Origin of the sequence: Rhodococcus sp. NPDC047139 (assembly GCF_040643435.1) — a bacterium.
Classification (GTDB): domain Bacteria; phylum Actinomycetota; class Actinomycetes; order Mycobacteriales; family Mycobacteriaceae; genus Rhodococcus.
The window spans coordinates 38,821-65,105 of sequence record NZ_JBEYUH010000005.1; the positions used below are offsets into that span (position 1 = coordinate 38,821).

18 protein-coding genes and 1 riboswitch are annotated in these 26,285 nt (G+C 65.5%); of the genes, 9 read left to right on the top strand and 9 right to left on the bottom strand.

Annotated features, from left to right (window positions below; all coding sequences use genetic code 11):
• Position 1: 1 nt before the first annotated feature.
• Positions 2-4,516 (bottom strand): AAA domain-containing protein, encoded by a 4,515-nt coding sequence (locus ABZ789_RS07645; protein WP_358421341.1) that lies wholly within the window; start codon positions 4,514-4,516, stop codon positions 2-4.
• A 162-nt stretch (positions 4,517-4,678) separates the two neighbouring features.
• On the bottom strand, positions 4,679-5,878 hold the full coding sequence (locus ABZ789_RS07650; RefSeq protein WP_358422113.1) for a Glu/Leu/Phe/Val dehydrogenase dimerization domain-containing protein: 1,200 nt from the start codon (positions 5,876-5,878) through the stop codon (positions 4,679-4,681).
• A gap of 186 nt (positions 5,879-6,064) precedes the next feature.
• Here ABZ789_RS07650 and ABZ789_RS07655 point away from each other — a divergent pair, with 186 nt between their 5' ends.
• Positions 6,065-6,976 (top strand): LysR substrate-binding domain-containing protein, encoded by a 912-nt coding sequence (locus tag ABZ789_RS07655; RefSeq protein WP_358421344.1) that lies wholly within the window; start codon positions 6,065-6,067, stop codon positions 6,974-6,976.
• A 9-nt stretch (positions 6,977-6,985) separates the two neighbouring features.
• Here ABZ789_RS07655 and ABZ789_RS07660 read toward each other — a convergent pair whose 3' ends face one another.
• Both ABZ789_RS07660 and ABZ789_RS07665 read right to left on the bottom strand, forming a co-directional pair.
• Positions 6,986-9,781 (bottom strand): aconitate hydratase, encoded by a 2,796-nt coding sequence (locus ABZ789_RS07660; RefSeq protein ID WP_358421347.1) that lies wholly within the window; start codon positions 9,779-9,781, stop codon positions 6,986-6,988.
• 108 nt (positions 9,782-9,889) lie between these two features.
• The gene (locus ABZ789_RS07665) at positions 9,890-10,459 is read right to left on the bottom strand and encodes a TetR/AcrR family transcriptional regulator (RefSeq protein WP_358421350.1); all 570 of its coding nucleotides are present in this window, start codon (positions 10,457-10,459) and stop codon (positions 9,890-9,892) included.
• 16 nt (positions 10,460-10,475) lie between these two features.
• On the opposite strand from ABZ789_RS07665, the gene ABZ789_RS07670 reads away from it, so the two are divergent.
• The 5 genes from ABZ789_RS07670 to ABZ789_RS07690 all read left to right on the top strand — a co-directional run bounded on the left by ABZ789_RS07670 (position 10,476) and on the right by ABZ789_RS07690 (position 13,836).
• Entirely contained in the window at positions 10,476-11,525 is a 1,050-nt protein-coding gene (locus ABZ789_RS07670) for an alpha/beta fold hydrolase (protein WP_358421353.1), read from the top strand.
• Between the two features lie 140 nt (positions 11,526-11,665).
• Entirely contained in the window at positions 11,666-12,256 is a 591-nt protein-coding gene (locus ABZ789_RS07675; RefSeq protein WP_358421356.1) for a DUF3558 domain-containing protein, read from the top strand.
• Positions 12,257-12,274: 18 nt separating this feature from the next.
• Positions 12,275-12,610: a hypothetical protein gene (locus tag ABZ789_RS07680; RefSeq protein ID WP_358421359.1), complete on the top strand. Its 336-nt coding sequence runs from the start codon at positions 12,275-12,277 to the stop codon at positions 12,608-12,610.
• A gap of 237 nt (positions 12,611-12,847) precedes the next feature.
• The gene (locus ABZ789_RS07685) at positions 12,848-13,438 is read left to right on the top strand and encodes a DUF3558 domain-containing protein (protein ID WP_358421362.1); all 591 of its coding nucleotides are present in this window, start codon (positions 12,848-12,850) and stop codon (positions 13,436-13,438) included.
• 20 nt (positions 13,439-13,458) lie between these two features.
• Positions 13,459-13,836, top strand: a complete 378-nt coding sequence (locus tag ABZ789_RS07690) for a hypothetical protein (RefSeq protein ID WP_358421365.1) — start codon at positions 13,459-13,461, stop codon at positions 13,834-13,836.
• 30 nt (positions 13,837-13,866) lie between these two features.
• On the opposite strand, the gene ABZ789_RS07695 is transcribed toward ABZ789_RS07690, so the two are convergent.
• Together ABZ789_RS07695 and ABZ789_RS07700 are read right to left on the bottom strand one after the other, a co-directional pair.
• Complete coding sequence (locus ABZ789_RS07695; protein WP_358421368.1) at positions 13,867-15,519, bottom strand: NERD domain-containing protein; 1,653 nt, start codon at positions 15,517-15,519, stop codon at positions 13,867-13,869.
• An 18-nt stretch (positions 15,520-15,537) separates the two neighbouring features.
• Positions 15,538-17,334 carry a TerD family protein gene (locus ABZ789_RS07700; protein ID WP_358422116.1) on the bottom strand — a complete coding sequence of 599 codons (1,797 nt, stop codon included), beginning with the start codon at positions 17,332-17,334 and terminating at the stop codon, positions 15,538-15,540.
• Positions 17,335-17,520: 186 nt separating this feature from the next.
• On the opposite strand from ABZ789_RS07700, the gene ABZ789_RS07705 reads away from it, so the two are divergent.
• Positions 17,521-19,767 (top strand): glycoside hydrolase family 3 C-terminal domain-containing protein, encoded by a 2,247-nt coding sequence (locus ABZ789_RS07705; protein ID WP_358421371.1) that lies wholly within the window; start codon positions 17,521-17,523, stop codon positions 19,765-19,767.
• 12 nt (positions 19,768-19,779) lie between these two features.
• On the opposite strand, the gene ABZ789_RS07710 is transcribed toward ABZ789_RS07705, so the two are convergent.
• Positions 19,780-20,826: a zinc-dependent alcohol dehydrogenase family protein gene (locus ABZ789_RS07710; protein ID WP_358421373.1), complete on the bottom strand. Its 1,047-nt coding sequence runs from the start codon at positions 20,824-20,826 to the stop codon at positions 19,780-19,782.
• Positions 20,827-21,001: 175 nt separating this feature from the next.
• On the opposite strand from ABZ789_RS07710, the gene ABZ789_RS07715 reads away from it, so the two are divergent.
• Positions 21,002-22,294, top strand: coding sequence for a serine hydrolase domain-containing protein (locus ABZ789_RS07715; protein WP_358421376.1), 1,293 nt, complete (start codon positions 21,002-21,004; stop codon positions 22,292-22,294).
• Between the two features lie 31 nt (positions 22,295-22,325).
• Here ABZ789_RS07715 and ABZ789_RS07720 read toward each other — a convergent pair whose 3' ends face one another.
• Positions 22,326-23,627 carry an LLM class flavin-dependent oxidoreductase gene (locus ABZ789_RS07720; protein WP_358421379.1) on the bottom strand — a complete coding sequence of 434 codons (1,302 nt, stop codon included), beginning with the start codon at positions 23,625-23,627 and terminating at the stop codon, positions 22,326-22,328.
• On the bottom strand, positions 23,627-24,394 hold the full coding sequence (locus tag ABZ789_RS07725) for a 3-oxoacyl-ACP reductase (protein ID WP_358421382.1): 768 nt from the start codon (positions 24,392-24,394) through the stop codon (positions 23,627-23,629). Before ABZ789_RS07725 ends, ABZ789_RS07720 begins: the two co-directional genes overlap by 1 nt.
• Before the next feature lie 53 nt (positions 24,395-24,447).
• A riboswitch (TPP riboswitch) is annotated at positions 24,448-24,539 on the bottom strand.
• Positions 24,540-24,800: 261 nt separating this feature from the next.
• On the opposite strand from ABZ789_RS07725, the gene ABZ789_RS07730 reads away from it, so the two are divergent.
• Positions 24,801-26,282 (top strand): stealth family protein, encoded by a 1,482-nt coding sequence (locus ABZ789_RS07730; protein ID WP_358421385.1) that lies wholly within the window; start codon positions 24,801-24,803, stop codon positions 26,280-26,282.
• Positions 26,283-26,285: the final 3 nt, after the last annotated feature.

The window sequence follows — 26,285 nt, forward strand, 5'->3', positions numbered from 1 at the left end:
GTCAGTTCGGCCGCACCGCCCCCGGTCGGTCTCCCTCCCCTGTGACCGTCCGAGTGCCCAACTCGGCGATCTCGTCGACGACTGCTGCCGCAGCATGTCCGCCGGCCGCGGCACGGTGCTCATTCGGCCTGCCATCGCTGCGGAACTCGATCGATGATCGACCCGATCGGGACACGGCGAGATCCGAGCCATCCGGCGTGATTCCACGCCGCCCCAGTTCGTCCCAGAGTCCGGCCGTGGCAGCCACCGGGTCGAGGTAGTACTCCGATTCGCGGACCCTCCAGAACTTCCACCCACTCCGGTGCAGTTCACGTTCCCGCTCGAGCTCGGCGCGCTGCCGGTCGGGACTCGCGTGCCATTGCTCGTCGTCGCATGCGACAGCCAGTTTTCCGGTCGCTCCCGTGACCACCAGGTCGATGAAGTGACCGTTCACCTCGACCCGCGGGTTCACGTGATAGCCGCGCTCGACGATGTCGAGGAACACTTCCTGCTGGAAGAGACTGTCGAATGCCTCGTGCCGCTCGTCGCGCGTCACCCTGTCGGGCATCGGCTCGGCCGGGCTCGGGGACGTCGACTGCATATAGGCGAGCAACGAGTACCGCAGGTCGGTCCGCCGCAGCGTGTCGAGCGTCCGCGAGTGGAACAACCACAACTGGTCCTGAGCACGCGACGCGGCAACGTTGAACCGTCGCTGGTATTCGGTCCTCGTCATCGCCGCAATGTTCTGTTCGGGTGCCACGACCATCGACAGGAACATCACGTTCCGCTCGTCGCCCTGGAAATCCGGGGGCGTGCCGACCCGGAGTCGGCGCTGCTCCCACTGGTCGGGCGTGAGCCGGTCCAGCAGTTCGTTCTGGATGACGTCGACTTGCGACTGCCCCTGCAGAACCACCACACCGAACGTCTTGCCGTCGTAGGCCGGGTCTTCGGCACACTTCACGAGCGTGTCGACGAGGGCACGGGCCTCGACGTGGTTCGTCAACGTCGAGTTCTGCCCCGTGACGGCACCGCCTTCGACGAGGGTCGTGCGCAGTGGCGGCAGACGGTCGGATCCGTACTGCCGCATGGGAACCAGCGGGTCGTCCGCATAGAAATTGTCGCTCGACCACGCGATGATCTCCGGCATCGACCGGAAGTGCTCGCGCAACCGGATGATGCTTCCGAACCGCGACCGCAGCAACGAGAACATGCTCGACCGCGGAGTGAAGCTGTCGCGCAGGTAGTTCGGAATATCCGGCAGATACGAATCGAGGCGGCTGAACACCGCGTCGAGCGCACCCAGCGACACCGCACTCGGCGCACACTGTTTGTCGTCGCCGACGACGATCACTCGCGGCGCGAGCCACAGCAGGAACAGACTGCTGATGTCGGCCTGGCTTGCTTCGTCGACGATGACGACATCGAACGAATTCTGTTCCGGTGGTACCGAAGCCAACACCTGCTGCAAGGGCATCACCCATGCCGGCACCGCACCCTGCGCGACCTGCATCGCCTCCCGCGCCGCAGCTCGATAGCGCTCCGCATACCGCCCGGTTCCCTTGCCGATGCTCGCGACGTGATCGCGGTACGAGTGGAGCGCCTGAACCTGTGCGGCGGTCGTGCGGTCGAGACACGCGCTCCACGCCTTCTCCTCGACAAGCTGGGTCGTCAATCGCGCGATGTCCTGTTCGGCGGCATCGAGCTCACGTTCGAACTGCCCGTCGTCGCTGCGCTCGTGGAAGCGCCGCACCCAGTCGTCCGCGCGTCGCCACGCCCACGCAGCCTCGATGTCCGCGAGGCGGGTCGGCCATGCCAAACTCAACGGGTTTTCTGCGATGGCCTGCGCGAGCGCCGGCGCAGCGGCGGTCAAGCGCGCGTGCAGCGAGACGAGGTCCAGCTCCTCGCGTTGTTCCCCGACTGCTCGGTCCCACGCGTCCAGGGCCGCGTTGATGGCCTCGAAGTCGGCGTCGTGGAAGGCTCGTGCGAGGGCGCGCCCTTCGGGCGACGCTCCTCCGGAGATCTGGCCTCGCACGTACATGCCGATGGATTCGAGCCAGTTCTTGCTCGCTTCCGCGGTACCCGCCGCGGCAATGGTCCGCGCCGACTCCGCGATCGATCGCGCCTGTTCGACACTCGTGATCCGCGGCGCACCGGGGTGGACCTCGCGTAACGCCGCCTCGACGTCTTGGACCCGCGCAACGAGACTGTCGACGATGGCACGGTCCCGGTCGATGAAGGCCAGGGTGCCGACGGCACGGCTGCGCGATCCGTCGAGCTCGATGTCGAGGCCGAGATCGCGGAGCATGACCCCCGCCACCCGGATCGTCTCGAGCGCGCGGAGGTGTTCGGCGACGATGCGGGCGGTGCGGGCGGTGGTCGCTGCGACACCGTCGACGGTCGCCGGCTCACCGAGCGCTTCGACTGCAGATTGCTCGTCACTCCTGCGGAACCGGCCGAAACCGGTGCGCCACGTGTCGCCCGCCTCCAGCTTGCGAGCGAGCGCGTCGTACGCCTCGAAGGCGAGCTGTCCCGTTACCGGAGTCTCGACCGAGCTGGCTCCGACGACGCGATCGGCGTCGCGTGCTGCTTGCACCAGCCCCGCGAGTTCGGCGGTCTTGCCCCACAGATGTTGCGCCCTCCCCGACAGGACGTCGTCTGCCACACGCTGAACTCGGGGGTCGAGCCGGTCTGCGTCCTCGAGAGCGCCCTGCAGTTGCTGGCACAGGTCGCGGATGCGGGCCAGTGCCTCCAGCGACGCGCCCTCGAGCACGCGCAGCACTCCCTGCATCTCGCTGTTCGCCGTGTCGTTCGGCGCTTGTGAGACGGCCGCGCATGCGTACTGCACTTCCCTCTGGGTGGGCAGGGACAGCTCCGGGAACCGCTGGTGCCGGCGACGCGCACGTTCGACGCTCGACCGCTGATGGAGAGCATGGAGGGTGACGAGTTCGTCGACCGTCAGTGGTGGGGTGTCGGTGAGGAGCGGGGCGGGCAGCCATCCGTACTTGGATTCGTGTGCGCGGACCCGACGGACGATCGACGCGGCCGTCCCCTCGTAACCGACTGCAACCTCGGCGTGGACCGCCGCCTCGTCCGCTCGCGTCTGCCGGATCTGTTCCATCAACGTCGCGCGGCGGGTCAGCGCGTCGTTACGTTGCGCGGTGAGCTCGTCGATGCGTTCCTGTGCGCGCCGCACGTTGAATTGTGCCTTGCGAATGGCGATTTCACTGACGCTGCGGGTGAGCTCGACAGTTCCGCCGTGCGCCGGATCGGTCACGGCCACGCACAGTTCTTGCAGTTCGGGCGGAAGCTTGTCGCGCAGCACACGCAGTGCCTGCGCTTTCTCGCTGGTGACCAGCACACGCTGGCCACGCGCGAGCAGCGCGGACACGATATTGGCGATGGTGTGGGTCTTACCCGTGCCCGGAGGACCTTCGACCACGACGCCGCTGTCGCCGGCGAGCCGGTCGATGATGTCGCGCTGCTCTTCGTTCGCGGGCAGCGGGAGCAACTGCTCACCGGTGAAGGGAGCCGACGGTGTGCCGATGCGGTCGAGCCATGCGACCCGGTCGGCCGGCTCGATGGCCTCGACGAGCTGCGCCAGACCGAGCGGTACCGGGTTCGACTCGTCGGCGGCGGCCTCGGCCATGCGCTGGTAGTACTCGATGAGCGCGTGAGCGCCGCGTTTACGCAGCACGAGTGCGGGCGAGGGTGTCACGAAGGCGTCCGGCGAGGATGCCTCCTCGACATGGTCGACGACCTCGACGCGCACGGTGAGCGCACGGCCGGCCCAGTTCTTCAGGAACGACCGGGCAGCGGGATCGAGAGGCGACGCGACCTGGGTGACCAGAGAATCGTGCAGCTCACGGATACTCGACGGGTCGAATACCTCCAGTCCGGTGAGGAGCTGGGAGTCCTCCAGTGACGGACCGGCGTCGGGATTCAACCGGACCACCAGGTCGCCGGAGTCGCCATGACGCTCGATGATCGCGGATTGCGTGATCAGGTGAGTGCGAACCCGCGCGCCCGCAATCCCCTCGGACAGATGCAGCAAGCCCGACGCGACGACGAGCTCCAGCGATTCCGGTTGGTCCTCGAGGTCCAGCATCGCTCGCTGCAAGAAGCTGTACAGCTGCGATGCGGCTCGTCGTTCGCGGTCGACGAGCGCCCATGCCCGCCATTCCGTGAGCCAGGCGTCGAAGCCGTCGACGATGCCGGACGCCTGCGGGTCGAGTACGGGCTCCACGGCGGAGTCCCCGATGTCTCCGCGCACATACTTCGCGAGCGGCTCGGACGGGCGCGGCGGGTCTTCGAGCCGAACGCGGCGCGCACGCAGAACGACGTCGCCCGCGGAGGCGTGGGCTCTCAGACCGGCCCCGATGTTTCCGTCGTCGAGGGACATCACTGCCCGGTGTTTGTCGACGATCCGGACGGGGGCGCTGCGGGCTTTGACGAGCTCCGCCAAGAAGGCGAGCAGGCGCTGCACGCGATCCCTCAGTTCAGGTTCGCTCTCCCCCGACTCCAAGCGCACTCCACTCATCCCTGCGGACGTCCTTCCGCCCGCCGACGGAAACGGGCATGTCCACCTTAGAAGTTCTGATCGACATGCCCGTTTCCGGTCCCACATGACGCCCGGCGGCATCCCGCCCGCACCTCGACGTCACTGCGCTGACCTGCGTGGTGAGCGTCCGGCTTCGAAGCGTCAGGGGATGGTGACCGTGCGCGGCAACGGCAGGGAGTGATTGGTCGCGCCGAGTTCCCGGGCCGTCTGCCGCGGTGGCACTCCGTCCAGCGCCCAGCGCTCGACGAGCAAGGTGACCTTCGCGAGCATCTCGGTGCGCAGCCGCCGGAACGAGTCCTCCGGGTCGGTGCCGACCCATCCCAGCAGAACCCACCACGCCCACGCGACCGCTCCGGCATTGGCGACGAAATCCGGGATCACCGGGATGCCGCGGCCGGTCAGCACCGCTTCGGCGTCCGGTGTCGTCGCCGAATTCGCGGCTTCGACCACAGCTCTCGCGCCGATCCGGTCCACGTTCTCCATCGTGATCGCATAGGAGATGGCTGCGGGTACGAATATGTCTGCCGGGGCGGCGATTATCGCCTCGCGCGGTAGCTGCTCCACACCGTCCGGGAGGCGGGAACGATCGATCTCCCCGTAACCGTCCCGTAGATCGAGCAGTGCCGGAACATCCAGCCCATCAGGGCAATACAGTGTTCCTGCTGCGTCGGCGACGGCTACCACCCGCATGCCTGCTTCGTGCAGGTACCAGGCGGCACCGCCTCCCATCGTCCCGATTCCCTGAATGGCGACGGTGGCCTGCGCCGGGGCCCATCCATACGCGTTCGCGGTGGCGATGCAGGCGTGCGCGACCCCGTAACCACCGATCACGTCGCCGAGCAGGAATCCACCGGGCACCGGAGCGTTCATGGACGCCCGCACCCGGTGCAGTGTGCTCGACGGATCTGCTGCCCGGCAGATCGCGGCATGGAACGACTGGTGCAGGCCGAGTCTTTCGAACACCTCGTCGAGGAGGTGCTGGGGAACGCCCAGATCCTCCGCCGTCACCCAGTGCGCGTCCAGCCACGGACGCATCGCCTGGCAGAACCGCTGCAGCACACCGACCGCACGAGGATCCTTGCGATCGAAGTCGATACCGCCCTTCGCGCCTCCTACGGGCAGGTCGAACACTGCCGTCTTCGCCGCCATTCCCCGCGCGAGGTCCTCGACCTCCGACATCGTGCAACCCGCCCGCATGCGGGTCCCGCCGGTCGCCAGATCGGACACGAGGGTGTGGACGACGAGGAAGCCGTGCGCACCTGTCTGCGGATCCGTCCAGGTCAGCCGCATGAAGGGTTCGTCCTTGCGGGCGCTCAGGGCTTCGAGGCGTTCGGTCATCATGGTCACGTGCGGTCCCCCGTTCGTCAGAGCCCCTCGTTGCTGTATCGATTCGGCCGGTGACGCCAGCCTGCATGTGTCGGCAACGAGGCGTCCAGTTACGAAACTCGAAGGTTCGCGTTCACGGTTTCTACACAGCACGGCCCGCCAGCGGTCGCGCGGGCGGTGCGCGATGCCTACTCTGACGGCATGGAGCTGTCCTTGCGCCGCTTGCGGATGCTTCGGGAGTTGTATCTCCGAGGCACCGTGACCGCCGCCGCGCAGGCCCTTCACTACACCACGTCGGCGGTATCGCAACAGCTCACTCAGCTCGAACGTGACGTGGGTGCAAAGCTTTTCGAACGGCGTGGACGTCGAGTCCAATTGACGGAAGCCGGTGTGCTGCTCGCCGAACACGCCGAGGAGATCCTGCACTCGGTGGAACGCGCGACCACCGCACTCGAGCGGACACGCGACGGTGTGACGGCGCGCCTGACCGTCGGTGTATGGGCCTCCGTCGCATCGACCCTGATACCGAGCGCTCTGGCACTGCTGGCCGCCGAACACCCCGGCATCGAGGTTCGGACGAAGGAACTCGCCCCCGAAGACACCGCCGGCGCGGTGCGCGACGGCTCGCTGGATTTCTCGTTCGTAATCGAATATTCCGGTTACCCGATGCTGTGGGATCCGGAGCTGACGCAGGTGGTGATCGCCGTGGAGCGACTGCACGCAGCGGTGCCGCCCGGGACGGTACCGGCCGGCACCATCGCGCTCGCCGACCTCGCCGAGCACCCCTGGGTTCTGGCAGGCCCCAATTCACACTTCGGACGCGCGGTGAGCCTGGCCTGTCAGCGGGCGGGATTCGAGCCCCGGATCAATCACGAGGTCGGCGAGCAGGCGACGGCGCTGTCCATGGTTGCCGCCGGCCTGGGCGTCACTCTCGTCTCCGACCTCGGCCTGACGTTGAGTCCGCCCGGCGTCGAGGTGGTGGCATTGACCGAGCCGCTCATCCGGACGATTTCGATCGCCCATCGGGGCACGGCTGCGGACCGGCCGCCGCTGCAGCTGGTGATCGACGCGGTGCGCACCGCCGCAGCCGAACGGGGGTTGGCGGCGCATTAGTGGCCGACCCTATTTCGCGAGCTGCCTCAGCACGTATTTCAGAATGCCCCCGTGCCGGAAGTATTCGGCTTCGGCCGGAGTGTCGATGCGCACCGTCGCGTCGAACTCCTTGTCGCCCGCCCGTACTCGCACGGTCTCGGGGATGTCGTCGCTCTCCGCCAGGCCCGTGATGGTGAACTCCTCTTCCCCCGTCAGTCCGAGGCTCTGCGCCGATTCACCCTCCGGGAACTGCAGCGGCAGCACACCCATGCCGATCAGATTGGAGCGGTGGATGCGCTCGTACGACTGTGCGATCACCGCCCGTACCCCCAGCAGCAGTGTGCCTTTGGCGGCCCAGTCGCGCGACGAGCCCGATCCGTATTCCGCGCCGGCGAGGACGACGAGCGGGGTGCCGTCCTCCGCGTACTTCTGCGCGGCGTCGTAGATGCTCATCTGCTCGCCGGTCGGAAGATAGCGGGTGACACCGCCTTCGACGTCCGGCACGAGCTGATTGCGCAGCCTGATGTTCGCGAAGGTGCCGCGGATCATCACCTCGTGGTTGCCGCGCCGCGATCCGTACGAATTGAAGTCGGACTGGGCGACGCCGTGCTCCTGCAGATAGCGGCCGGCGGGGCTGTCACGGCGGATGGACCCGGCCGGCGAGATGTGGTCGGTGGTCACCGAGTCGCCGAGCAGTGCCAGCACGCGGGCACCTTCGATGTCCTTCGGCGGTGCTGGTTCCGGAGACATGCTTTCGAAGTAGGGGGGCCGCCGCACGTACGTCGACTCGTCCTTCCACTCGAAGACCTCGCTGTCGGGCACGTCGAGGTTCCGCCACGTCTCGTCGCCGGTGTAGACGTCCTGATAGCCCGCCTCGAACATCTCCGCCCGAACGGCGTCGTCGATGACCTCCTGGATCTCCTGGGTGGTCGGCCAGATGTCGCGCAGATAGACCTCGTTGCCTTCGGTGTCGGTACCGAGCGGATCCTCGAAGAGGTCGACGAGCATCGACCCGGCCAGCGCATACGCGATGACCAGCGGCGGCGACGCCAGGAAGTTCATCTTCGTCTGCGGGTGGATGCGGCCTTCGAAGTTGCGGTTGCCCGACAGCACAGCCGAGACGTTGATGTCGTGCTCGTCGATCGCAGCGGCGATCTCGTCGGGAAGCGGGCCGGAGTTGCCGATGCAGGTCGTACAGCCGTACCCGACGAGATTGAATCCGAGCTTGTCGAGATAGGGCATCAGGCCCGAACGCTCGTAGTAGTCGGTGACGATCCGGGAGCCGGGTGCCAGGGTGGTCTTCACCCACGGCTTGCTGCGCAGCCCCTTCTCGACGGCCTTCTTGGCGAGCAGCGCCGCACCGATCATCACCGACGGGTTCGACGTATTCGTGCACGATGTGATCGCCGCGATCACCACGTGACCGTTGTCGAGTGCGAACTCGTCACCATCGCCGATGCGCACCAGGGCCTTCTTCGACGGCGGTGCCGAGGTGTCGGCCTCGTCGGGCACCGGGTCGCGCGGCTCGTCGCGGGAGTCCTCGCTGCGCACCGACACCGGGTCGCTGGCGGGAAACGATTCGAGCACGCCCTCGTCGACGCCCGAGTCCTGGACGCGCGAGACGACGTCGGGCACCTCCTCACCGTTGAGCAGCGAGGTGACAGCCGTGGGTGCGAGGGCAACGGGAATGCGGTCCTGCGGTCGCTTCGGGCCGGCAATGGACGGGCGGACGGTCGACAGATCCAGCTCGACGACCTCGCTGTACTCGGGTTCGCGATCCGGGTCGTGCCACATGCCCTGCTCTTTGGCATACGCCTCGACCAGACGGATCCGGTGGTCGTCGCGGCCCGTCAGGCGCAGGTAGTCGAGGGTGACGTCGTCGATCGGGAAGATCGAGATCGTCGAGCCGTATTCGGGGCTCATGTTGCCGATGGTCGCGCGGTTGGCGAGCGGAACGTTCGCGATGCCGGGACCGAAGAACTCGACGAACTTTCCCACTACGCCGGTCTTGCGGAGCTTCTCGGCGACGGTGAGCACGAGGTCGGTCGCCGTCGTCCCTTCCTTCAGCTCTCCCGTGAGCTTGAATCCGACGACCTGGGGAATCAGCATCGAGGCGGGCTGGCCGAGCATCGCCGCCTCGGCCTCGATACCGCCGACGCCCCAGCCCACCACGCCGAGGCCGTTGACCATGGGGGTGTGCGAGTCGGTTCCGACGAGCGAGTCGGGATAGGCGACGAACTCTCCGTCCCCGTTTTCGCGGGTGAACACGACGCGGGCCAGGTACTCGAGGTTGACCTGGTGGCAGATGCCGGTGCCGGGAGGAACCACCTTGAAGTCGTCGAATGCGCCCTGCGCCCACCGCAGCAGCTCGTAGCGTTCACGGTTGCGCTGGAACTCGAGGTCGGTGTTGATCCGGAAGGCGTCCTTGCTGCCGAAGACGTCGGCGATCACCGAGTGGTCGATGACGAGTTCGGTGGGGATCAGCGGGTTGATGCGCTTCGGGTCGCCGCTCTGCTCGGTCATGGCATCGCGCATTGCGACCAGGTCGACGACGCACGGCACACCGGTGAAATCCTGCATGAGGACGCGCGCCGGGGAGAACTGGATCTCCGGGTTGTGGGTGGACTTCGGATCCCATCCCGCGACCGCTTCGATCTGTTCTCGGGTGACGAGCCGCCCGTCCTCGGTACGCAGCAGGTTCTCGAGCAGAACTTTGAGGCTGTAAGGCAGTCGCTCCGAGCCCGGGACCTTGTCGATGCGGTAGATCCGGTAGTCGGTGTCGTCGACCTTCAGGGTGTCGCGTGCGCCGAAACTGTCGTCGCTCATGAACGTGCCTCCCGACTGCGATGCTTCCGGTGTTACCCGGGTGGGTAGCCCGTTGCGTTGCGCGGCAATCACTGTTGTCACGACGCTACGTCGGGAACCTTGCCGTCGTCAGCCGATCGCGCGGTCGACTTCTGCGGTGACCAGCGCGACGCCCTCGTCCGGATCCGTGAGTCCGACGAGCAGGGACTGCGTCACGCCGTTGCTCACCGCGACGAGCCGCAGGGCCTGCGCCGGTGCACTCTCGGGCGGCACGCCGGCCTCCTCGAGAAGTCGCCGAGTTTCGCCGACAGTCCCCCGGGTCGACTCCTCCAGGAACGATCGGATCCAGGGGTCGCTCGCAGCCTTGGCGAGGTAGGCGTACCACACCGACACACCCATGCGTCCTGCCTCGTTCGTGGGCAGGGGTTGCGTGAGGAGTGCGACGAGTTCGGCCTGAGGGTCGGACGACGTTTCGTTGCGGCGGTAGTGCTTTTCGGCCTCGGCCACCATGTGTTCGGCGCCCGAGCGGATCAGTTCTTCTTTGGACTCGAAGTAGTGCTGGATCCTGCCGACCGATATCCCGCCTGCCGTTGCGACCGCTTGGAAGGTGACGCCGTCGATCCCTCGTTCGTGGATGACCGACCACAGCGCCCAGACGATCTCCCGGCGGCGTTGCGCATGATCGATGACTTTCGGCATGTCCCGACGATACAATATGAACGTATTGCAAACCGCGACGGTCAGGGCCCCCCTCATAACCCCTCGAGCTTCCCCACCCGGACGAATACGCAGAACCGTTCGACGCACCGGCCTGACGCTGGTCGCGACGTTCGCCGCCGTCGGCATCCTGGCTGTCTACGAGTTCTTCTTCGGTACACCGGGCGTCGGTCACTTCCGAAGCGCCGGCGGGCGGGACAGCTACCTTGCCGCCTACGACCGGGCGATGTCCACCCTTCCGCCACCGACCGACATCCACGACGTCATCACCCGATTCGGTACGGTCCGCGCCTACGAGTGGACCTCTCCTCACACCGCCGACACCCTTCCCGTGGTTCTTGTTCCGGGCCGGTCGTCGGGTGTGCCGATGTGGAGTGAGAACCTACCCGGCTTCCTCCCCCACCGCCACGTCATCGCGTTCGACGCGCTCGGCGACGTCGGACTGTCCGTCCAGGGGACACCGCTGACCTCCGTCGGCGACCAGGCCGTGTGGATAGATGAGGCGCTCCGGCAACTCGGAGCAGGGAAAGCTCACATCGTCGGGCATTCCTTCGGCGGCGCCAGCGCGGTGGCGTACGCGAAACGTTTCCCCGACAACGTCCGCTCGCTGACTCTCCTCGAACCGGTGCTCACCTTCGCCTATCCCCCTGCTCGAATGCTGTTCTGGGCATCGATGTCGTCGCTGCCGGGCCTGCCCGACGGCTGGAGGAACACAGCACTCGGAAAGATCGGGGGTGTCGACGACTACGACCCCGACGACCCCATCGCAAGGATGATCTCGGAAGGAACGCGACACTACGCTGCCGCGCTGCCCACCCCATCCCCGTTGGACGACGACGAGCTGTCCACGCTGAGGATGCCCACCTATGTTGCTATCGCGGAACGTGATTCGATCGCAGGCGGCGAGAAGGCCGTTGCACGGGCGCGACGCCTTGCAGACATGGATGTCGCGGTATTCCCGGATACCACCCACTCGCTTCCCATGCAGGCAAAGGATCGACTGAGCGTCGAGCTGCCCGCCTTCTGGCGCCAGGCCGAGCAGGGGTGACGTCCTGGGAGACGCTTCCATCCGCGCGCCGAATCACCATCCGCTTCGGCTGTGACAGGTGTGCACAGCAATCTCGCAAGCCAGACGGTCCCGTCCGGCGGTTGTGTTAGCGTCTGCCCGACTATCGATCGGGGGGTCGCATGGGTAAGCGGGGAATCGTGGCGCTCGCAGCCGTCGCGGTCATGGTGACGGGGTGCAGCCCGGGTTCGGCGGGCGAAGTCGATGCGGAGAACGAGGCGGCGACGACCATGACCCGCACGCCGCGCATCACCGACGATTCCGGCAGGCCACCGGTCACCTTCGACCCCTGCTACGACATTCCCGACGACATCATGACCGCCGCCGGGTACGACGCGGCGAAGAAGGAAGTCGCGGATATGCCGATGGGGTCGTACACCTTCCTCGGCTGCGCATATGAGGGCACGATCAGCACCCCCGGCGTCCTGGCGCGGTATGACCTACTGGTCATGGCCGGGAATGTCTCGCTCGACGAGGAGCTGGAAAAGAACCGAGATATCGCCGCTACCGCCTCCATCAACGGCCGACCGGCCCTCCTTGAAGTCGGTCCGAAAAACGTAGAAACATGCAGGTACGTGCTCGAAACTGACTTCGGAATAGTGATTTTGAGCAGGCTCTATCAGAAGGACCATCCAGGACCGGTGCCACAGTCCGAATGGTGCAACGGATTCGAGCAAACCGTATCCGCAATCGAAACCTTCATACAGGACTGAGCAAGACTGGGAGGATGCATGCCCGACTTCGTAAGGCTCGAACCGGATGTGGTCGACGAGATAGTCAGGATATGCAATGTCATGCTGGCCGAGCTGCGAAGCACAAGGCGAACCGCCGACGGTCTGAGCGCTACTCACGGATTCGGGGACTTCGACTCCGCCCAGCAACTCGCTGCCGGTTACCGCCGCAAAGCCGCTGGGACTCCGGAGTCAGCCAAGGAACGCGTGGAGCAATTCATAGAAGCCCTCACCCAGCTCCGCGACGCCTTCGCGACCGGAGGCCAAGCCTTCCTCGACACCGAGTTCGACTGGGCACGTCAACTCGACGTAATCGATCCCGACAACCCGTCGTGACGCACCGAACTTCTACCCACACGCGAAACCGCCATCCAGTCACGCTCCGGCACGCGCGTGTAGCAACTTCGTATGCGGATGAGAGAGACCGATACGGGGCACGAAGATCGGCTGGGAACACCCTCGCCGGCACCAGGGATCAGCGGAAAGCGCACCGCCGATTGCCCTTACGACCAGCGGCGCTCCCCGAGAGTGACCCTGTGCTAGCGTCGGCGCAACGATCGATCGGGGGGTCGCATGGGTGGGTGGAGAATCGTGGCGCTCGCAGCCGTCGCCGCGGCGGTGACAGCATGCAGTCCGACTTCCGCGGAGGAAACCGAAGCCACTGGCGAGGCGACCACAACAACGACCCGCACGCCCCGCATCACAGATGACTCCGGCAGGCCACCCGTCACCTTCGACCCCTGCTACGACATCCCCGACGACATCATGACCGCCGCCGGGTACGACGCGGGGAAGAAGGAAGTCGCGGATATGCCGATGGGGTCGTACACCTTCCTCGGCTGTGCCTACGACAAGCGGGACTATGTCCCGGGTGTGCGTCGCGGTTACGGACTCAACATCCTGTCCGGGAACGTCACCCTTGACGAAGAACTCGCAAAGAACGGGCACGTCGCGTCCCCGATCACTGTCCGCGACAGAGCGGGGTTACGGGAGGTCGGCCCGAGCGGCAATAACGAATGCACCTATGTACTGCAGACGGAGTTCGGAATAGTGCTGTTCAACCGCCTGTACTACACGGATTCGGTCGAGCCAGCGCCTCAAGACGAATGGTGCTCAGGCATGGATGAGTTGGTCGCGTCAATCGAGCAATATCTCCCCCGGTGAGATGGAAGGAGCAAGACCATATGCCGAACTCCGTCAGACTCGAACCACATGTCATTGAGGAGATCCTGCGGGTCTGCGAGATCATGCTGGCCGAGTTCGAGAACTCCTCGCGGACTGCTTCTCGGCTTCAGGCAACTCACGGCTTCGGCGACTTTGAATCCGCGCAGCAACTGGCTGCGGGTTATCGGCGCAAAGCTTCAGGAACACCGGAGTCAGCCGTGGAACGCATCGAACAATTCAGCAAAGCCTTGAAGCAACTCCGCGACGCCTTCGCCACCGGCGGCGAAGCGTTCCTCGACACCGAGTTCGACTGGGCACGACAGCTCGACACTCTCGACTCGGAACAACCGTACGGAAATCAGTCATCCGCGCACGCAACTGCGGGCGCGGATGACTGAAGAAGAGGACTGGAAGAGACAGGGGCGCAGTCAGATTGCGCCCAGACGCTCGAGCAGATCCTCTCCTCCCACCTCGCGGATGAAGTGGGGATCGCCGCAGACGATCAGCTGATCCCGCGCCCGCGACAAACCGACGTACAGACGCTCACGCGAGCGGTCCTGTGGTTTCTTCTCGTTCAGGGCGAGGACCACTGCCCGTCGTTCGAGGCCTTTGAAGCCGAGCACGTGCCCGTAGAACACCTGGTCGGTGTCCCAGAAGCTCTCCCAGTACGCCTTCGGGCCGGCAGCCTGACGCTCGACCTGCTCGGGGTGACGGCTGCCCGTCGCCAGCAGTGCGACGTCCTCGGGACGCCAGCCTTCGTCGAGGAGTTCGTCGATCGCGTCGTCCGCCCTGTCCAACGCATCTTCGGAAAGGCAAGGCACGAAGCGAACTTCGGGACCGTCGCCGCCGAGCAGACGCATCCGCTGGCCGACGAGCGGAATGAACGAGTCGGCGATCTGCCTGGTGTTGCGCATGTTCTGATCGAGTACCAGCGGCACCAGGTCGACAGGTGGCACACCCTCTCGGTCGAAGACGCGCTGCCCTTCGTCGCTGAAGACGTAGATCTCCCCTTCGTCCTCGTCGCGCAGAGCAGCGAGGACGGGCCGCCACCAGTCGTCTGCGAAGTCTTGCGCTTCGTCGACGACGATTGCGTCGAATCGCTTCTTGTCGGGAAGTTCGGCGGCGAGTTCGGCCATGCGAGCAGGGAGGTCGTGCTCCCAGAACTGCACGGTCTGCTCGTTGCGCAGGCTCTCGGGCGGCCCCTCCGGTGCACCCCAGATTCTGCCGAGTTCGTGGAACTCACCGACGTAGGCGGGTCGGTGCTTGCGCGGCCACGTCGAGGTGATCCGCTCCAGATAAGAAGCGAGCCCGTGCGAATAGCAGAGCAGTGCAACGCGCTTGCCGTGCTTGGTGAGCCGACGCGCCTTCTCGAGGGCGAGGAAGGTCTTGCCGCTACCGGCACCACCGCGCACCTCGACGCGAGGAAGCAACCTCGTCGCATCGAGGATGAGCGCCTGCTGAGCGGTCAGCACGTCGCACGTGTCCTCGTTCTCGAGCGCCCGCGCGACGACGTCGCGTTGCGGCATGCCGCGACCGGACAGCACCTCGGCGAGTTCGGCGATCCCGTCGGCATCGATTCCCGTCTTCGCCACCTGCTGTTCGACGAGAACCCGCATGAGCATCGAAACAACCTTCTCGATGTCGTCGCGGTCGACGACCTTCCAGCGCGGGCAGTCCGGGAGAGCGAATTCGGCAGAGAAACTGCTGTTGGGAAAGACGACGACGTGATCCCATCGCACATGCCCCGACGTCCACCGCGGGTCCTTGTCGACGAACCGGCGCAGGGCGTACATGGCGCCTCTCACCTGTTCGACCGGTTCTATGACGGCGGGACCCGAGCGATGATGCTGGTACCAATTGCCGTCCGCGCACCAAACCTCGCCGCCTTTGACCTCGAGGCAGATCACTCCGTACCCCTCGAGCGCGACGACGAAGTCGATCTCGTGGTCCTTGTCGTGATCGGTGACGCGCTGGTTGGCCACGACGAGGTCGTTCGGACCGAGTTGCTCGGCAAGAGCCTGCCATACGATTTCCTCTGTCGCGTGCGCGAACCGAGGCTGCTCCGGAATTCGGATACTCACGACTGCTCCCCCGCCACGTTATTCATCGACATCCACCCCGTAGCGACGTGCGAGGGCCGCGAGGTCGTCGTCGTATCCCTGCCCCACCGCGCGCAACCGCCATTTGCCGGAGCGGCGGTAGATCTCGGCGAGCACCATCGTCCGTTCGGTGGTCCCGGCGTCGAGCACGAACGTCGCGGCAGTGCCGCCCTCGCTGTCGACGCCGACCGACACCGCTCCGAGTTCACCGAAGGTGCGGTGGCCGTCGATCGCGGCGGCAATGGCGATGCGTTCGCATTCGCCGGGAAGCGCCGCGAGGTCGACCCGGATGCAGTGCTCACTGCTGCCGTCGATCGTCAGCTCGACGACGCCGTCGTCATAGAGCGGATTGTTGTAGAAGACGAAATCCTCATCGGTATCGACCTTCTCGTCGGCACCGAGAAGAAAGGCAACGACGTCGAGATCGAATTCGTCTCCGGCCGCTTCGGCCTTCCACGCGACGTTCACCGCCCAGCGGTCACCGTCCGATGGCAGGTCGATCACCTCACCACGAGACAGCACCGGTGCCGTCAGCCGCGACTCCACACGCATGTGCGCGGGAACGACTCCGTCCTGTAGCGCGGCATCCACATCGCCGGGCCGCAGAACCGGCAGCTCTCGCGCCGCGACCCGCGACATCCGCTTGTCCGTGTCTCCGCCTTCGAGGACCAGGACGTCGGTGACGGCGGCCGTGAAGTTCAGGGCCGGACGGGCACCGAGTTGAGTCAGCCGCGACCGCATCATGACGGCCTGCAGATGTGTGCCACCGAGCAGCAGGACCTTGCGTCCGGTCCACAACTTCGGCTTCTGCCCGGTCAGTGCGCGGCTCTGCTGGGCGGGCGCGGCAGCGACCTGCGGTTCGGGCGGCGGGATGATATCGATGACGGTCGCGACCTTGGGTTCGCCGGGCCGCACCCGCATCAGCAGATCCTCGAGCTGTTGCTCGGCGATCACGGGTATGCCTTCGGCCATCGCCTTGCGAACCTTCGCGGTCTGCACCGTCGGGTCGTTGCACACCACGACGCTGGTCTGCTTGCTCGCACTGTTCATCACATCGAGCCCGGCTTCGGTCAGGCGGTTTGCGAGCGTCGTGCGGGGAGTAGCGGTGGACCCACTGATGACGACCTTCATGCCCTGGACGAGACCGTCGGTGAGACGGCCAGGGTTCTTCCACGGGCACGGCACGCGCGGGACCGACGCTGGGTGGACCGACTTGCGGGTGCGGCAGTTCACCACGGGCAGCGGCAACTGGAGGTTGTCGGCCATCGCTGCGCTGCGGAGGAAGATCTCGGACAGTACGCGCGCGTCGTCGTAGGCGTCGTGCTCCTGCAACTGCTGAATCTGCCAGTGCTGCGCGAGAGTGGCCAGGCGGTAGTTGGGGACGTCGAGTTCGAGCCGCCGCGACAACGCCAGTGTGCACAGCCGTTGCTCCGCGGGGAGCGAGATGCCGGCCCGCCTGAACTCTGCATCGAGGAACCCGTAATCGAACGACGCGTTGTGGGCGACGATGGTGGCACCGGCGAGGACGTCGGCGAGTTCGGCGGCGATGTCCTCGAAACGGGGTGCGCCGGCGAGGCGTTCGGGAGTGAGGTTGTGGACGTGCACCGGTCCCGGATCGCAACCGGGATCGACGAGGCTGGAGAATTCCCGCTCGACGGAACCGTCCTCACGCAGCGCCAATGCTGCGACACTCAGGACTCTGTGGGCGTTCGGGCGCACACCCGATGTCTCGACGTCCACCACCACCCACCGGTGGTCGCGGGGCAACGCCACCGTCCCCCTCGCGGGTGCGTGCATTTCGATCACGTCATCCTCCGATCGCTCTCGTTCCCCCGACGAAAACCGATAATCGGACATTCTTAACCTGCCGACCGACAAGGCTGCACCCGACCCGTCCCATGTAACACGCGGGACGACAAGATCGATATGGACCCTCACTTCGCGAGTAAGGTTCAGCGGACCGCCCCGGGTCGAAGGAGCATCATGACCGACCGCTCTGCGACGGACATCGTCGCGCGCCTGACGCTCGAAGAGAAGGCATCGCTCACCAGCGGGTTCGATTTCTGGCATACCGAACCCGTTCTCCGCGAGCACGTCCCCTCGATCATGTTCACAGACGGCCCACACGGTGTGCGGAAGCAGAACACCGCCGGAGACCATCTCGGTCTGGATTCGGCCGAGCCCGCCACCTGCTTTCCACCGGCTGTTGCACTCGCATGCTCGTTCGACCCGGAGTTGCTCACACGTGTCGGCGCGGCGCTGGGTGTGGAGGCCCGGGCACTGGGGGTCGGTGTTCTTCTCGGGCCGGGCATCAATATCAAGCGCTCGCCACTGTGCGGCCGGAACTTCGAGTACTTGTCGGAGGATCCACTGCTCGCCGGCATCCTCGGAGCGGCGATCGTCGACGGCATCCAGTCGCAGGGCATCGGTGCGTCGTTGAAGCATTTCGCTGCGAACAACCAGGAAACCGATCGGATGCGGGTCTCGGCCGACATCGATCCCCGGCCACTGCGGGAGATCTACCTACGCGCTTTCCGACGGGTCGTACAGGAGGCACAACCCTGGACGGTGATGTGCTCGTACAACCGGATCAACGGTGTGTACTCCTCACGTAATCCGTGGTTGCTGACCGACGTCCTGCGCGGCGAGTGGGGATTCGAGGGCCTGGTCGTGAGCGATTGGGGTGCCGTCGACGACCGCGTGGCCTCCCTCCTCGCCGGCCTGGACCTCGAGATGCCGTCCACCGGAGGCCGCACCGACGCCGAGATCGTCGCGGCGGTGAAGGCGGGCACGGTCGACGAGGCGGTCCTCGACCGGGCAGCGACGCGCGTGGTCGAACTGGTGCACAAAGCCGTCGAGGCGTCCGATCCCGACGCGACATTCGACACCGACGCCCACCATGCTCTCGCGCGAGAGGTGGCCGGGCAGAGCGTCGTCCTGCTCCGGAACGAGAACGATCTGCTTCCCCTCGCCGCGGACACGAACCTCGTGGTGATCGGTGAACTGGCACGTACACCGCGTTATCAAGGTGCAGGTTCATCCCGCATCGAACCGACGCGCCTCGACAACGCGCTCGACGAGATCCGCTCGCTGTCCGGCCGCGAAGTTCCCTTCGCCGCCGGTTACACACTCGACGGGTCCGACTCGACCGGTCTGGTGAACGAAGCGGCGACGCTTGCCGGAGAAGCCGATGTCGCCGTCGTATTCCTCGGTGTTCCACCCCAATTCGAATCCGAGGGCTTCGACCGCGATGATCTCGACCTGCCGGTGGTCCAGATCGCGCTGCTCGACGCGGTGCTTGCAGCGAATCAGAAGGTCGTCGTCGTGTTGTCGAACGGCGGGGTCGTGCGGTTGAGCGGCTTCGCCGACCGAGTCCCCGCGATTGTCGAGGGGTGGCTGCTCGGGCAGGCCGGGGGCGGTGCCGTCGCGGACGTTCTCTTCGGAGTCGTGAACCCGAGCGGCCGTCTCGCGGAAACGATCCCGATCCGGCTCGAGGACACGCCCGCGCACACGAACTTCCCCGGCGAGCACGGGCATGTGCGCTACGGCGAAGGGTTGTTCGTCGGGTACCGCTGGTACGACGCGCGTCGTCTCGACGTGTCCTTTCCGTTCGGTCACGGTCTGTCGTACACGACCTTCGAATATTCCGACGCCGCAGCGGAATCCGACGGCGCAGCGGAAACCGGCGGCGATCTGACGGTGGAGGTCACCGTCACCAACAGTGGTGAGCGCGCGGGCGCGGAGGTCGTGCAGGTGTACGTGGGCGTACCCGGCTCAGCGGTGACCCGGGCACCGCGCGAGTTGAAGGGATTCACCAAAGTTCGCCTGGAGCCGGGAGAATCGCGTCGTGTCGCCGTGATCGTGCGCCGCGACGACCTTACCTACTGGGACACCCGCGTGGACTCCTGGGTGGTCGAAGGCGGTACGTACAGCATCGACATCGGCGCGTCGAGTCGCGCCATCCGGCATAGCCTCGCCATCGACGTGAAGGGCGACGCGGTGAGGGTTCCGCTGACGATGGAGTCGTCCCTCGGGGAGTTGTTCGAGAATCCCGTCGCAGCCGAGATCGTCCTGCAGGCCTTCGGCCCGACGGGAGGTGATCTCGCAATCGACGAGAACGCTCTGAAGATGGCGGCGTCGATGCCTCTCGGCCGCATCGCCGGATTCGCCCCGGGGGTCACCCCGGAGCGAATCCAGCAGCTTCTCGACGTCGCGAACAGGCAGGAATGAACGTCGCGCCCGTTACGAACCTGCGGTGAGGAGAATTTTCAGCGCACCGGTCTCACCGGCACGTGAGAACACGTCGTAGGCCTGCTCGAACTCGTCGAGGGAGAACCGGTGCGTGATCATCGGCGACGTGTCGAGCTTGCCGCTGCTCACCAATCCGATCAATGTGGGCGTGGAGTACGCGTCGACCAGCCCTGTCGTGATCGTGAGGTCCTTGATCCAGATGTCCTCGAGATGCAGGGTCGCAGGTTTGCCGTGTACGCCGAGATTGGCGACGTGCCCACACGGCCTGACGAGGGCAACTGCCTGCTCGAAGGTCGCGGGGTACCCCACGGCCTCCATGGTGACGTCGGCGCCGAGACCGTCCGTGAGATCCCGGACGACAGCTGCGACGTCCTCGCGACCGCTGTTGACGACCACGTTCGCGCCGAATTCTTTTGCCGCCTCGAGTCGGCTGTCGGCGAGGTCGACGGCAACGATGTGGCTCGGGCTGAACAGTCTGGCACCGAGGATCGCCGCGAGCCCGATCGGCCCGGCCCCGATGATGACGACGACGTCCGCCGGCCGGACGCAACCGTTGAGGACACCGACCTCGTAGGAGGTCGGCAGAATGTCGGCGAGCATCAGCATCTGCTCGTCGCTCACACCTTCGGGAATACGATGAGTCGAGTTGTCCGCGTACGGAACTCGAACCAGCTCGGCCTGGGTGCCGTCGATCAGGTGGCCGAGGATCCAGCCGCCACCCCTGAGGCACTGCCCGTACCGGCTCTCGTGGCAGAACCGGCACGTACCGCACGCGGTGATACACGAGACGAGCACACGGTCTCCGGGTGCGAGTGTCTGCACCCCGCCGCCCACTTCGACCACCGTACCGACAGCCTCGTGCCCGAGGATCCGGCCGTCGGTCACCTCGGGCACATCACCACCGAGTATGTGCAGGTCGGTGCCGCAGATGGTGACCGCGTCGACCCGCACGATCGCGTCGGTACTGTCCTGGATTGTTGCGTCGGGAACATCCTCCCACGATCGTTTCCCCGGTCCGTGAAATACCAGTGCCTTCATGATGAGGCCTTCCGCTGACGGATTCGGTCCTGTTTCAGGATGACACGGCGGCCGGTGTCGGCGTGCGGCTTCGAGGAGGGTGAAAAATGTACGTCTACATGGGTAAATGTCCGGATTTGTGACACTATCGGATAGCTCGGCTCGTCCAGGATCACCGACCGAAAGCAGACGGCTCATGAAGGCACTCGCAGCGTCGATCCTCACCGTGGGCCTGATGGCCGCCTCCGCATGCAGTTCGGGCGGCACCGGGACAGATTCCGCGCCGTCCCCGGCCTCCGCGGAGACCTCCGCGGAACAGACTCGGCCGGAATACGTGGCAGAGGTGGAATCGACCATCGACCAGCTGATGCGCGACAACGCGATTCCCGGCGCGGTGATACAGGTCAGCTCGCCCGAACGCGGCGACTGGACCGGCACTTTCGGCACGAGCACCATCGATACCGATGATCCGATCGACGCCGGAGACCACTTCCGGATCGGTAGCAACACGAAGACGATGACGGTCACCGCCGTCCTGCAATTGGTGCAGGAAGGACGACTGTCACTCGACGATCCGATATCGAAGTACATCGATGGAGTGCCGAACGGCGACACGATCACGATCGCGCAGCTCGCCGAGATGCGCAGCGGGCTGTACAGCTACACCTTCGATCCGGAATTCAACGCCGTACTCGATCGTGAACCCGACAAGGCCTGGACGCAGGAAGAGCTGCTGCAGATCGCCTTTTCCCACCCGGTCGAGTTTCCGCCTGGAGAACAGTTCGAATACAGCAACACCAACACCGTGCTCCTCGGACTCGTCGTCGAGGAGCTGACCGGTATGCCGATCGCCGATGCGTTCGAAGAGCGCATCTTCACCCCCCTCGGTTTGGAGAACACCTCGTTTCCCGCGATCGACGACGCCTCGATCCCCGATCCGCATCCTCAGGGCTACATGTTCGGCACGAACGTCTCCACCATCGACACCTACGAGCTGCCGGAACAGGAACAAGCCGCCGCGGTCGCGGGGACCCTGAAACCCGACGACGTGACCGGCGACAACCCGTCGTGGGCGTGGACTGCCGGCGCTGCGATCTCCACCGTCGACGACATGACCACCTACGTGAAGGCGCTTGTCGGCGGTGGTCTGCTCGACGAACAGATGCAGCAGACCCGACTCGACAGCGTTCAGCCTGTGGGTGAGGGAAGCGCAGGTTACGGCCTCGGGATGGCCGGCTTCGGCCCGCTGCTCGGGCACGACGGGCAACTTCCCGGCTTCATGACCTTCATGGGTCACGACCCCGAGTCCGACCTGACGATCGTCGTCGCCACGAATCTGTCGACCGTGCCTTCCGGCGAAGGCTCTGCCCTGACCATCGTCAAGGGGATACTGCCGATCTTCTACGGGTCCGAATACCGGCAACCGGGCGATCCTGCCCGAGCGCCCGGAGCCGGAGAAAGCACATCGACGCCGACTCCGGGTGGCTGATCGCGGATCGGTGATCGAACGGACCGGCGAGTTACAGCGTCTTCAGGCCGAGCGAGTCGCGCAGAGTTCTGCCGGGGTACTCGGTTCTGAACAGGCCGCGTTGCTGCAACTCCGGCACCACCAGGTCGACGAAGTCGTCGAGAGAGTCGGGATAGCTGGGACACATGAGGTTGAACCCGTCGCAGGCGCCGGCGTCGAACCATTCCTCGATCTCGTCGGCGACGGACTCGGGGGTGCCGATCATCGGCGCATGACCACCGCCTGCCGCGAGGTAGCCGAGCAATTCACGCAGGCTGGGACGTCGGGTTTCGATGATGCGCTGCACCGTCGCGTACCGCCCTTGTGGACCTGTGAATTCCTCGATGGGTGCGAGGTCGTCGACGAGCGCGTCGAGTTCGTGGTCGGTGTAGTCGCGACCCGTGAAGACTCCGAGTTGTGCGACGGCAGCGTCGACGTCGAGGAGTGCATCGAGCTCTGTCTTCTTTGCCCACGCCTCCTCTTCGGTGCGCCCGACATAGGTCACGAGGCCCGGCAGGATCGCAACCGAACCGAAATCCCTGCCGGCTGCCGAGATTCGTGCACGCAGGTCGGTGGCGTAGTCGAGTGCCGCGGTCAGATCCCACGCAACGGAGTAGACGGCTTCGGCGTGGCGGGCGGCGAGGTTGCGCCCGGTTTCCGACGCGCCGGCCTGGAAGAGCACAGGACGCCCTTGGGGACATCGCGGGACGGTCAGCGGTCCGTCCACTCGGAAATATGTGCCCTGGTGGTCGATACGATGGATGGACTCGGCATCGAGGTATCTGCCGCCTGCCCTGTCGAGGAGAACACCGTCGTCCCACGAATCCCACAGCGCGCAGAGAACGTCGATGAATTCTTCTGCTCGCGCATAGCGTTCGGCGTGCGGCGGTAGAACCTCGAAACCGTGATTGCGCGCTTCGCCGTCGAACATCGACGTCACGATATTGGCGCCGACCCTGCCTCCGCTGATGTGGTCGAGCGACGCAAGCATCCGTGCGGCGTGGAACGGCGTGAAGAAGCTGGCCGAGATCGTGGTGACCAGACCGATCCGTTCGGTAGCGCGCGCCATCGCCGACAGCGCGGTCAGCGGTTCGAGGAACCAGGTGGTACCGGCCGTGTACTTCGGATCGACGCTGTGCCCGTCGGCGAAGAAGACCGCGTCGAAGCATCCGCGTTCGGCGGTGCGGGCCAGTTCCTCGAAATAGGTGATGTCGCCGATGCGTTCGGCAGCGGAATCCGGGTGGCGCCATGCCGACGAGTGGTGGCCCACCCCGTACAGAAAGGCATTCAGGTGGAGGGTGCGCGGACCGGCCATCAGTCCATCACCAGCCCTCCGTCGACCACCAGGTTCTGCCCGGTGACTGCCCGCGACCAGTCGGATGCGAAGAACAGCACCGCTGCCGCGAAATCCTCGGGAGTGGTCACCTTCCGCAGCGGCGTCGACGACGCGATCAGGTCGAACACCTCCTCCGGGGTCGCCGACGATGCGTCGGTCGTGCGGAGCAGACCGCCGGAGACCATGTTGACGCGGATACCGTCGGGTCCGAGATCGGCGGCGAAGGTGCGGGTCAGCGACAACAGTGCCGCCTTGGCTGCGGTGTAGTCGTGGTACGGGACCACCGGGTGCTGGAACAGGTTGGTTCCGATGTTCACGATGCTGCCGCCCCCGGCCTCCCGCATGCCCGGCAAAGCTGCCTGGATGACGTTGACCGCTCCCCCGACGACGCCGTCGAACTGGGTTCCGAAGTCGGCGTATCCGATCTCGTCGGCCTTGGCGCGCGCGTCACCGTTGAACGAGAAGTCCGGCAGGGCATTGTTGACGACCGTCGTGACGGGTCGTCCGAAGTGCTCGCGGGCGCGGTCGAACAACGACACGACTTCGGTGCGGTCGGTGACGTCGGCCCGAATGGCGATGGCGCGGTCGCGTCCGATCTCGTCGGCCAGTTCGTGCGCGCTCTCACCGCTGGTCCGGTAGTCGAGAACGACTGCGGCCCCTTCCTCGGCGAATGCCTGCGCGAGGCTGTAACCGAGGCCACGCCCGGCACCGGTCACGAGGACGATCCGGTTCTGCAATGACGACATTCTTGTACCTTCCCTGGGTCGGGAAGGGTGCGTGACAGCGACAGACCTGTGTCCTGTCGCCGGCTCGGCATCCCTTCGCTCGCATAATCGAGATCAGGTTCGACGGGTGTTCTCTCAGCCGTTTCCGGCACCCCGTGTCGAGTCCTGGGCACAGGCTACACCCGAGGTGGAGCACATTCGACAACCGAGCGCGTGTGCATTCACGAGATCGTCACACGACAGACTCGGGGTGTTAGCCGCACGGAGTTAGAAATGGACCATTCCCGGTCCCGACCCGTGAAAGGAGATTCCGACGCACACGCCGGCCCCTCAGAACGCTTCCTATGTCTCCCGTTCTCAGCACCTCGGAGACGTCTCACCGCGTGAGCGCACCGCGCTCCGCACACCCGCGACCCGCCAGGAGTCCGTGTGGTTCGAGGGTCGCTACGCGATCCCGATCACGACGACCACACCTCACGAGGCGCAGGTCGAGGATCTTTTGTTCCTGCGCCGGGTACTCGACCGTGCGCGGATCGACTACCTCCTCGTGCGCGACGACAGTCCGCGTCCGATTCTGGCGATCGACCGGTCCGATCGGAAGCGACTGCACGCCGCTGTCGCCGAAGGATGTGCCGACGAACCCTTCTATTCGAAGGCCGTGGGGACGAAACGGCGCCCGGTTCCGGTGGCGGACGGGCACCTCTCACGAAACAAGAAGGACCGGGTGTTCCGGGTGTTCCGGCCGCGGTTCGAACCGACCAGCGGGTTGCGCTACGGACCGTCGAACGGTGTGCAGATCGAACTGTGGACCTACACCGACGACGAAGTGATCATGCCTCGCCCGAACGCCCTCACCCGCACGATCGCACTGCGCGACGAGATGCGACGAACGACGGTCGAACGGTACGGACAGCTCTGGCCCACCATCGAAGGCATGTTCGACCGGCATCCGGGAGACATACCGTTCGAGATCGACCTGGTCTTCTCCTGGGTCGACGGGTCGTCGAAGTCGTTCCAGGCCAGGCGCGCGAAGCTGATGCAGAACTATGTCGTCGGTGAAGGCGACGATTCACCTGCACGCTATCGCCACATCAACGAACTCAAGTACGCACTGAGGTCGGTGCACATGTACGCGCCGTGGGTGCGGCGGATCTTCGTCGCGACCGACTCGCCGCGACCCGCCTGGCTCGCCGACGACCCGCGCGTGACGTTCGTACGCAGCGAGGAGTTCTTCGCCGATCCGTCCGTGTTACCGACACACAACTCCATGGCGGTCGAGTCGCAGCTGCATCATATTCCCGGATTGTCCGAGCACTTCCTCTACTCGAACGATGATATGTTCTTCGGTCGCCGGGTGAGCCCGAGCCTGTTCTTCTCCGGCGGAGGCGTAAGCAAGTTCATCGAGTGGGACGTGCGCATCGGGCTCGGCCGGAACCATGCCGCGCGCAGCGGATTCGAGAACTCCGCGCGCATGAACCGTAAGCTTCTGCAAGATCGGTTCGGAATCACCATCACTCGGCACCTCGAACACACTCCCGTTCCGCTGCGCAGGTCGATCATGGCGGAGATGGAGGCGGAGTTCGCGAACGAGTTCGCAGCAACGGCGGCGAGCCCCTTCCGAGCTGCCGACAACATCTCGGTGACGAATTCCTTCTACCACTACTACGCGCTGATGACCGGTCGTGCGGTCCAGCAGACCGCGGCGAGGGTGGAGTATGTCGACACCACGGCGAAATCCGGGCTGCGTCGGCTCGACACGCTCCTGACTCGACGCAACATGGACCTCCTCTGCCTCAACGACGGCAGCAGGCCCGAGGTCGACCTGGAGTTGCGCACCGCGAAGGTGACACAATTCCTCGAGCGGTACTATCCGATTCCGGCGCCCTGGGAAACCGGCTGTCCCGGCTGACCT

Coding starts and splice junctions, on each gene's coding strand:
- ABZ789_RS07645 (WP_358421341.1), bottom strand. CDS start 4,516: ATGAGTGGAGTGCGCTTGGAGTCGGGGGAGAGCGAACCTGAACTGAGG.
- ABZ789_RS07650 (WP_358422113.1), bottom strand. CDS start 5,878: ATGATGACCGAACGCCTCGAAGCCCTGAGCGCCCGCAAGGACGAACCC.
- ABZ789_RS07655 (WP_358421344.1), top strand. CDS start 6,065: ATGGAGCTGTCCTTGCGCCGCTTGCGGATGCTTCGGGAGTTGTATCTC.
- ABZ789_RS07660 (WP_358421347.1), bottom strand. CDS start 9,781: ATGAGCGACGACAGTTTCGGCGCACGCGACACCCTGAAGGTCGACGAC.
- ABZ789_RS07665 (WP_358421350.1), bottom strand. CDS start 10,459: ATGCCGAAAGTCATCGATCATGCGCAACGCCGCCGGGAGATCGTCTGG.
- ABZ789_RS07670 (WP_358421353.1), top strand. CDS start 10,476: ATGAACGTATTGCAAACCGCGACGGTCAGGGCCCCCCTCATAACCCCT.
- ABZ789_RS07675 (WP_358421356.1), top strand. CDS start 11,666: ATGGGTAAGCGGGGAATCGTGGCGCTCGCAGCCGTCGCGGTCATGGTG.
- ABZ789_RS07680 (WP_358421359.1), top strand. CDS start 12,275: ATGCCCGACTTCGTAAGGCTCGAACCGGATGTGGTCGACGAGATAGTC.
- ABZ789_RS07685 (WP_358421362.1), top strand. CDS start 12,848: ATGGGTGGGTGGAGAATCGTGGCGCTCGCAGCCGTCGCCGCGGCGGTG.
- ABZ789_RS07690 (WP_358421365.1), top strand. CDS start 13,459: ATGCCGAACTCCGTCAGACTCGAACCACATGTCATTGAGGAGATCCTG.
- ABZ789_RS07700 (WP_358422116.1), bottom strand. CDS start 17,334: ATGCACGCACCCGCGAGGGGGACGGTGGCGTTGCCCCGCGACCACCGG.
- ABZ789_RS07705 (WP_358421371.1), top strand. CDS start 17,521: ATGACCGACCGCTCTGCGACGGACATCGTCGCGCGCCTGACGCTCGAA.
- ABZ789_RS07710 (WP_358421373.1), bottom strand. CDS start 20,826: ATGAAGGCACTGGTATTTCACGGACCGGGGAAACGATCGTGGGAGGAT.
- ABZ789_RS07715 (WP_358421376.1), top strand. CDS start 21,002: ATGAAGGCACTCGCAGCGTCGATCCTCACCGTGGGCCTGATGGCCGCC.
- ABZ789_RS07720 (WP_358421379.1), bottom strand. CDS start 23,627: ATGGCCGGTCCGCGCACCCTCCACCTGAATGCCTTTCTGTACGGGGTG.
- ABZ789_RS07725 (WP_358421382.1), bottom strand. CDS start 24,394: ATGTCGTCATTGCAGAACCGGATCGTCCTCGTGACCGGTGCCGGGCGT.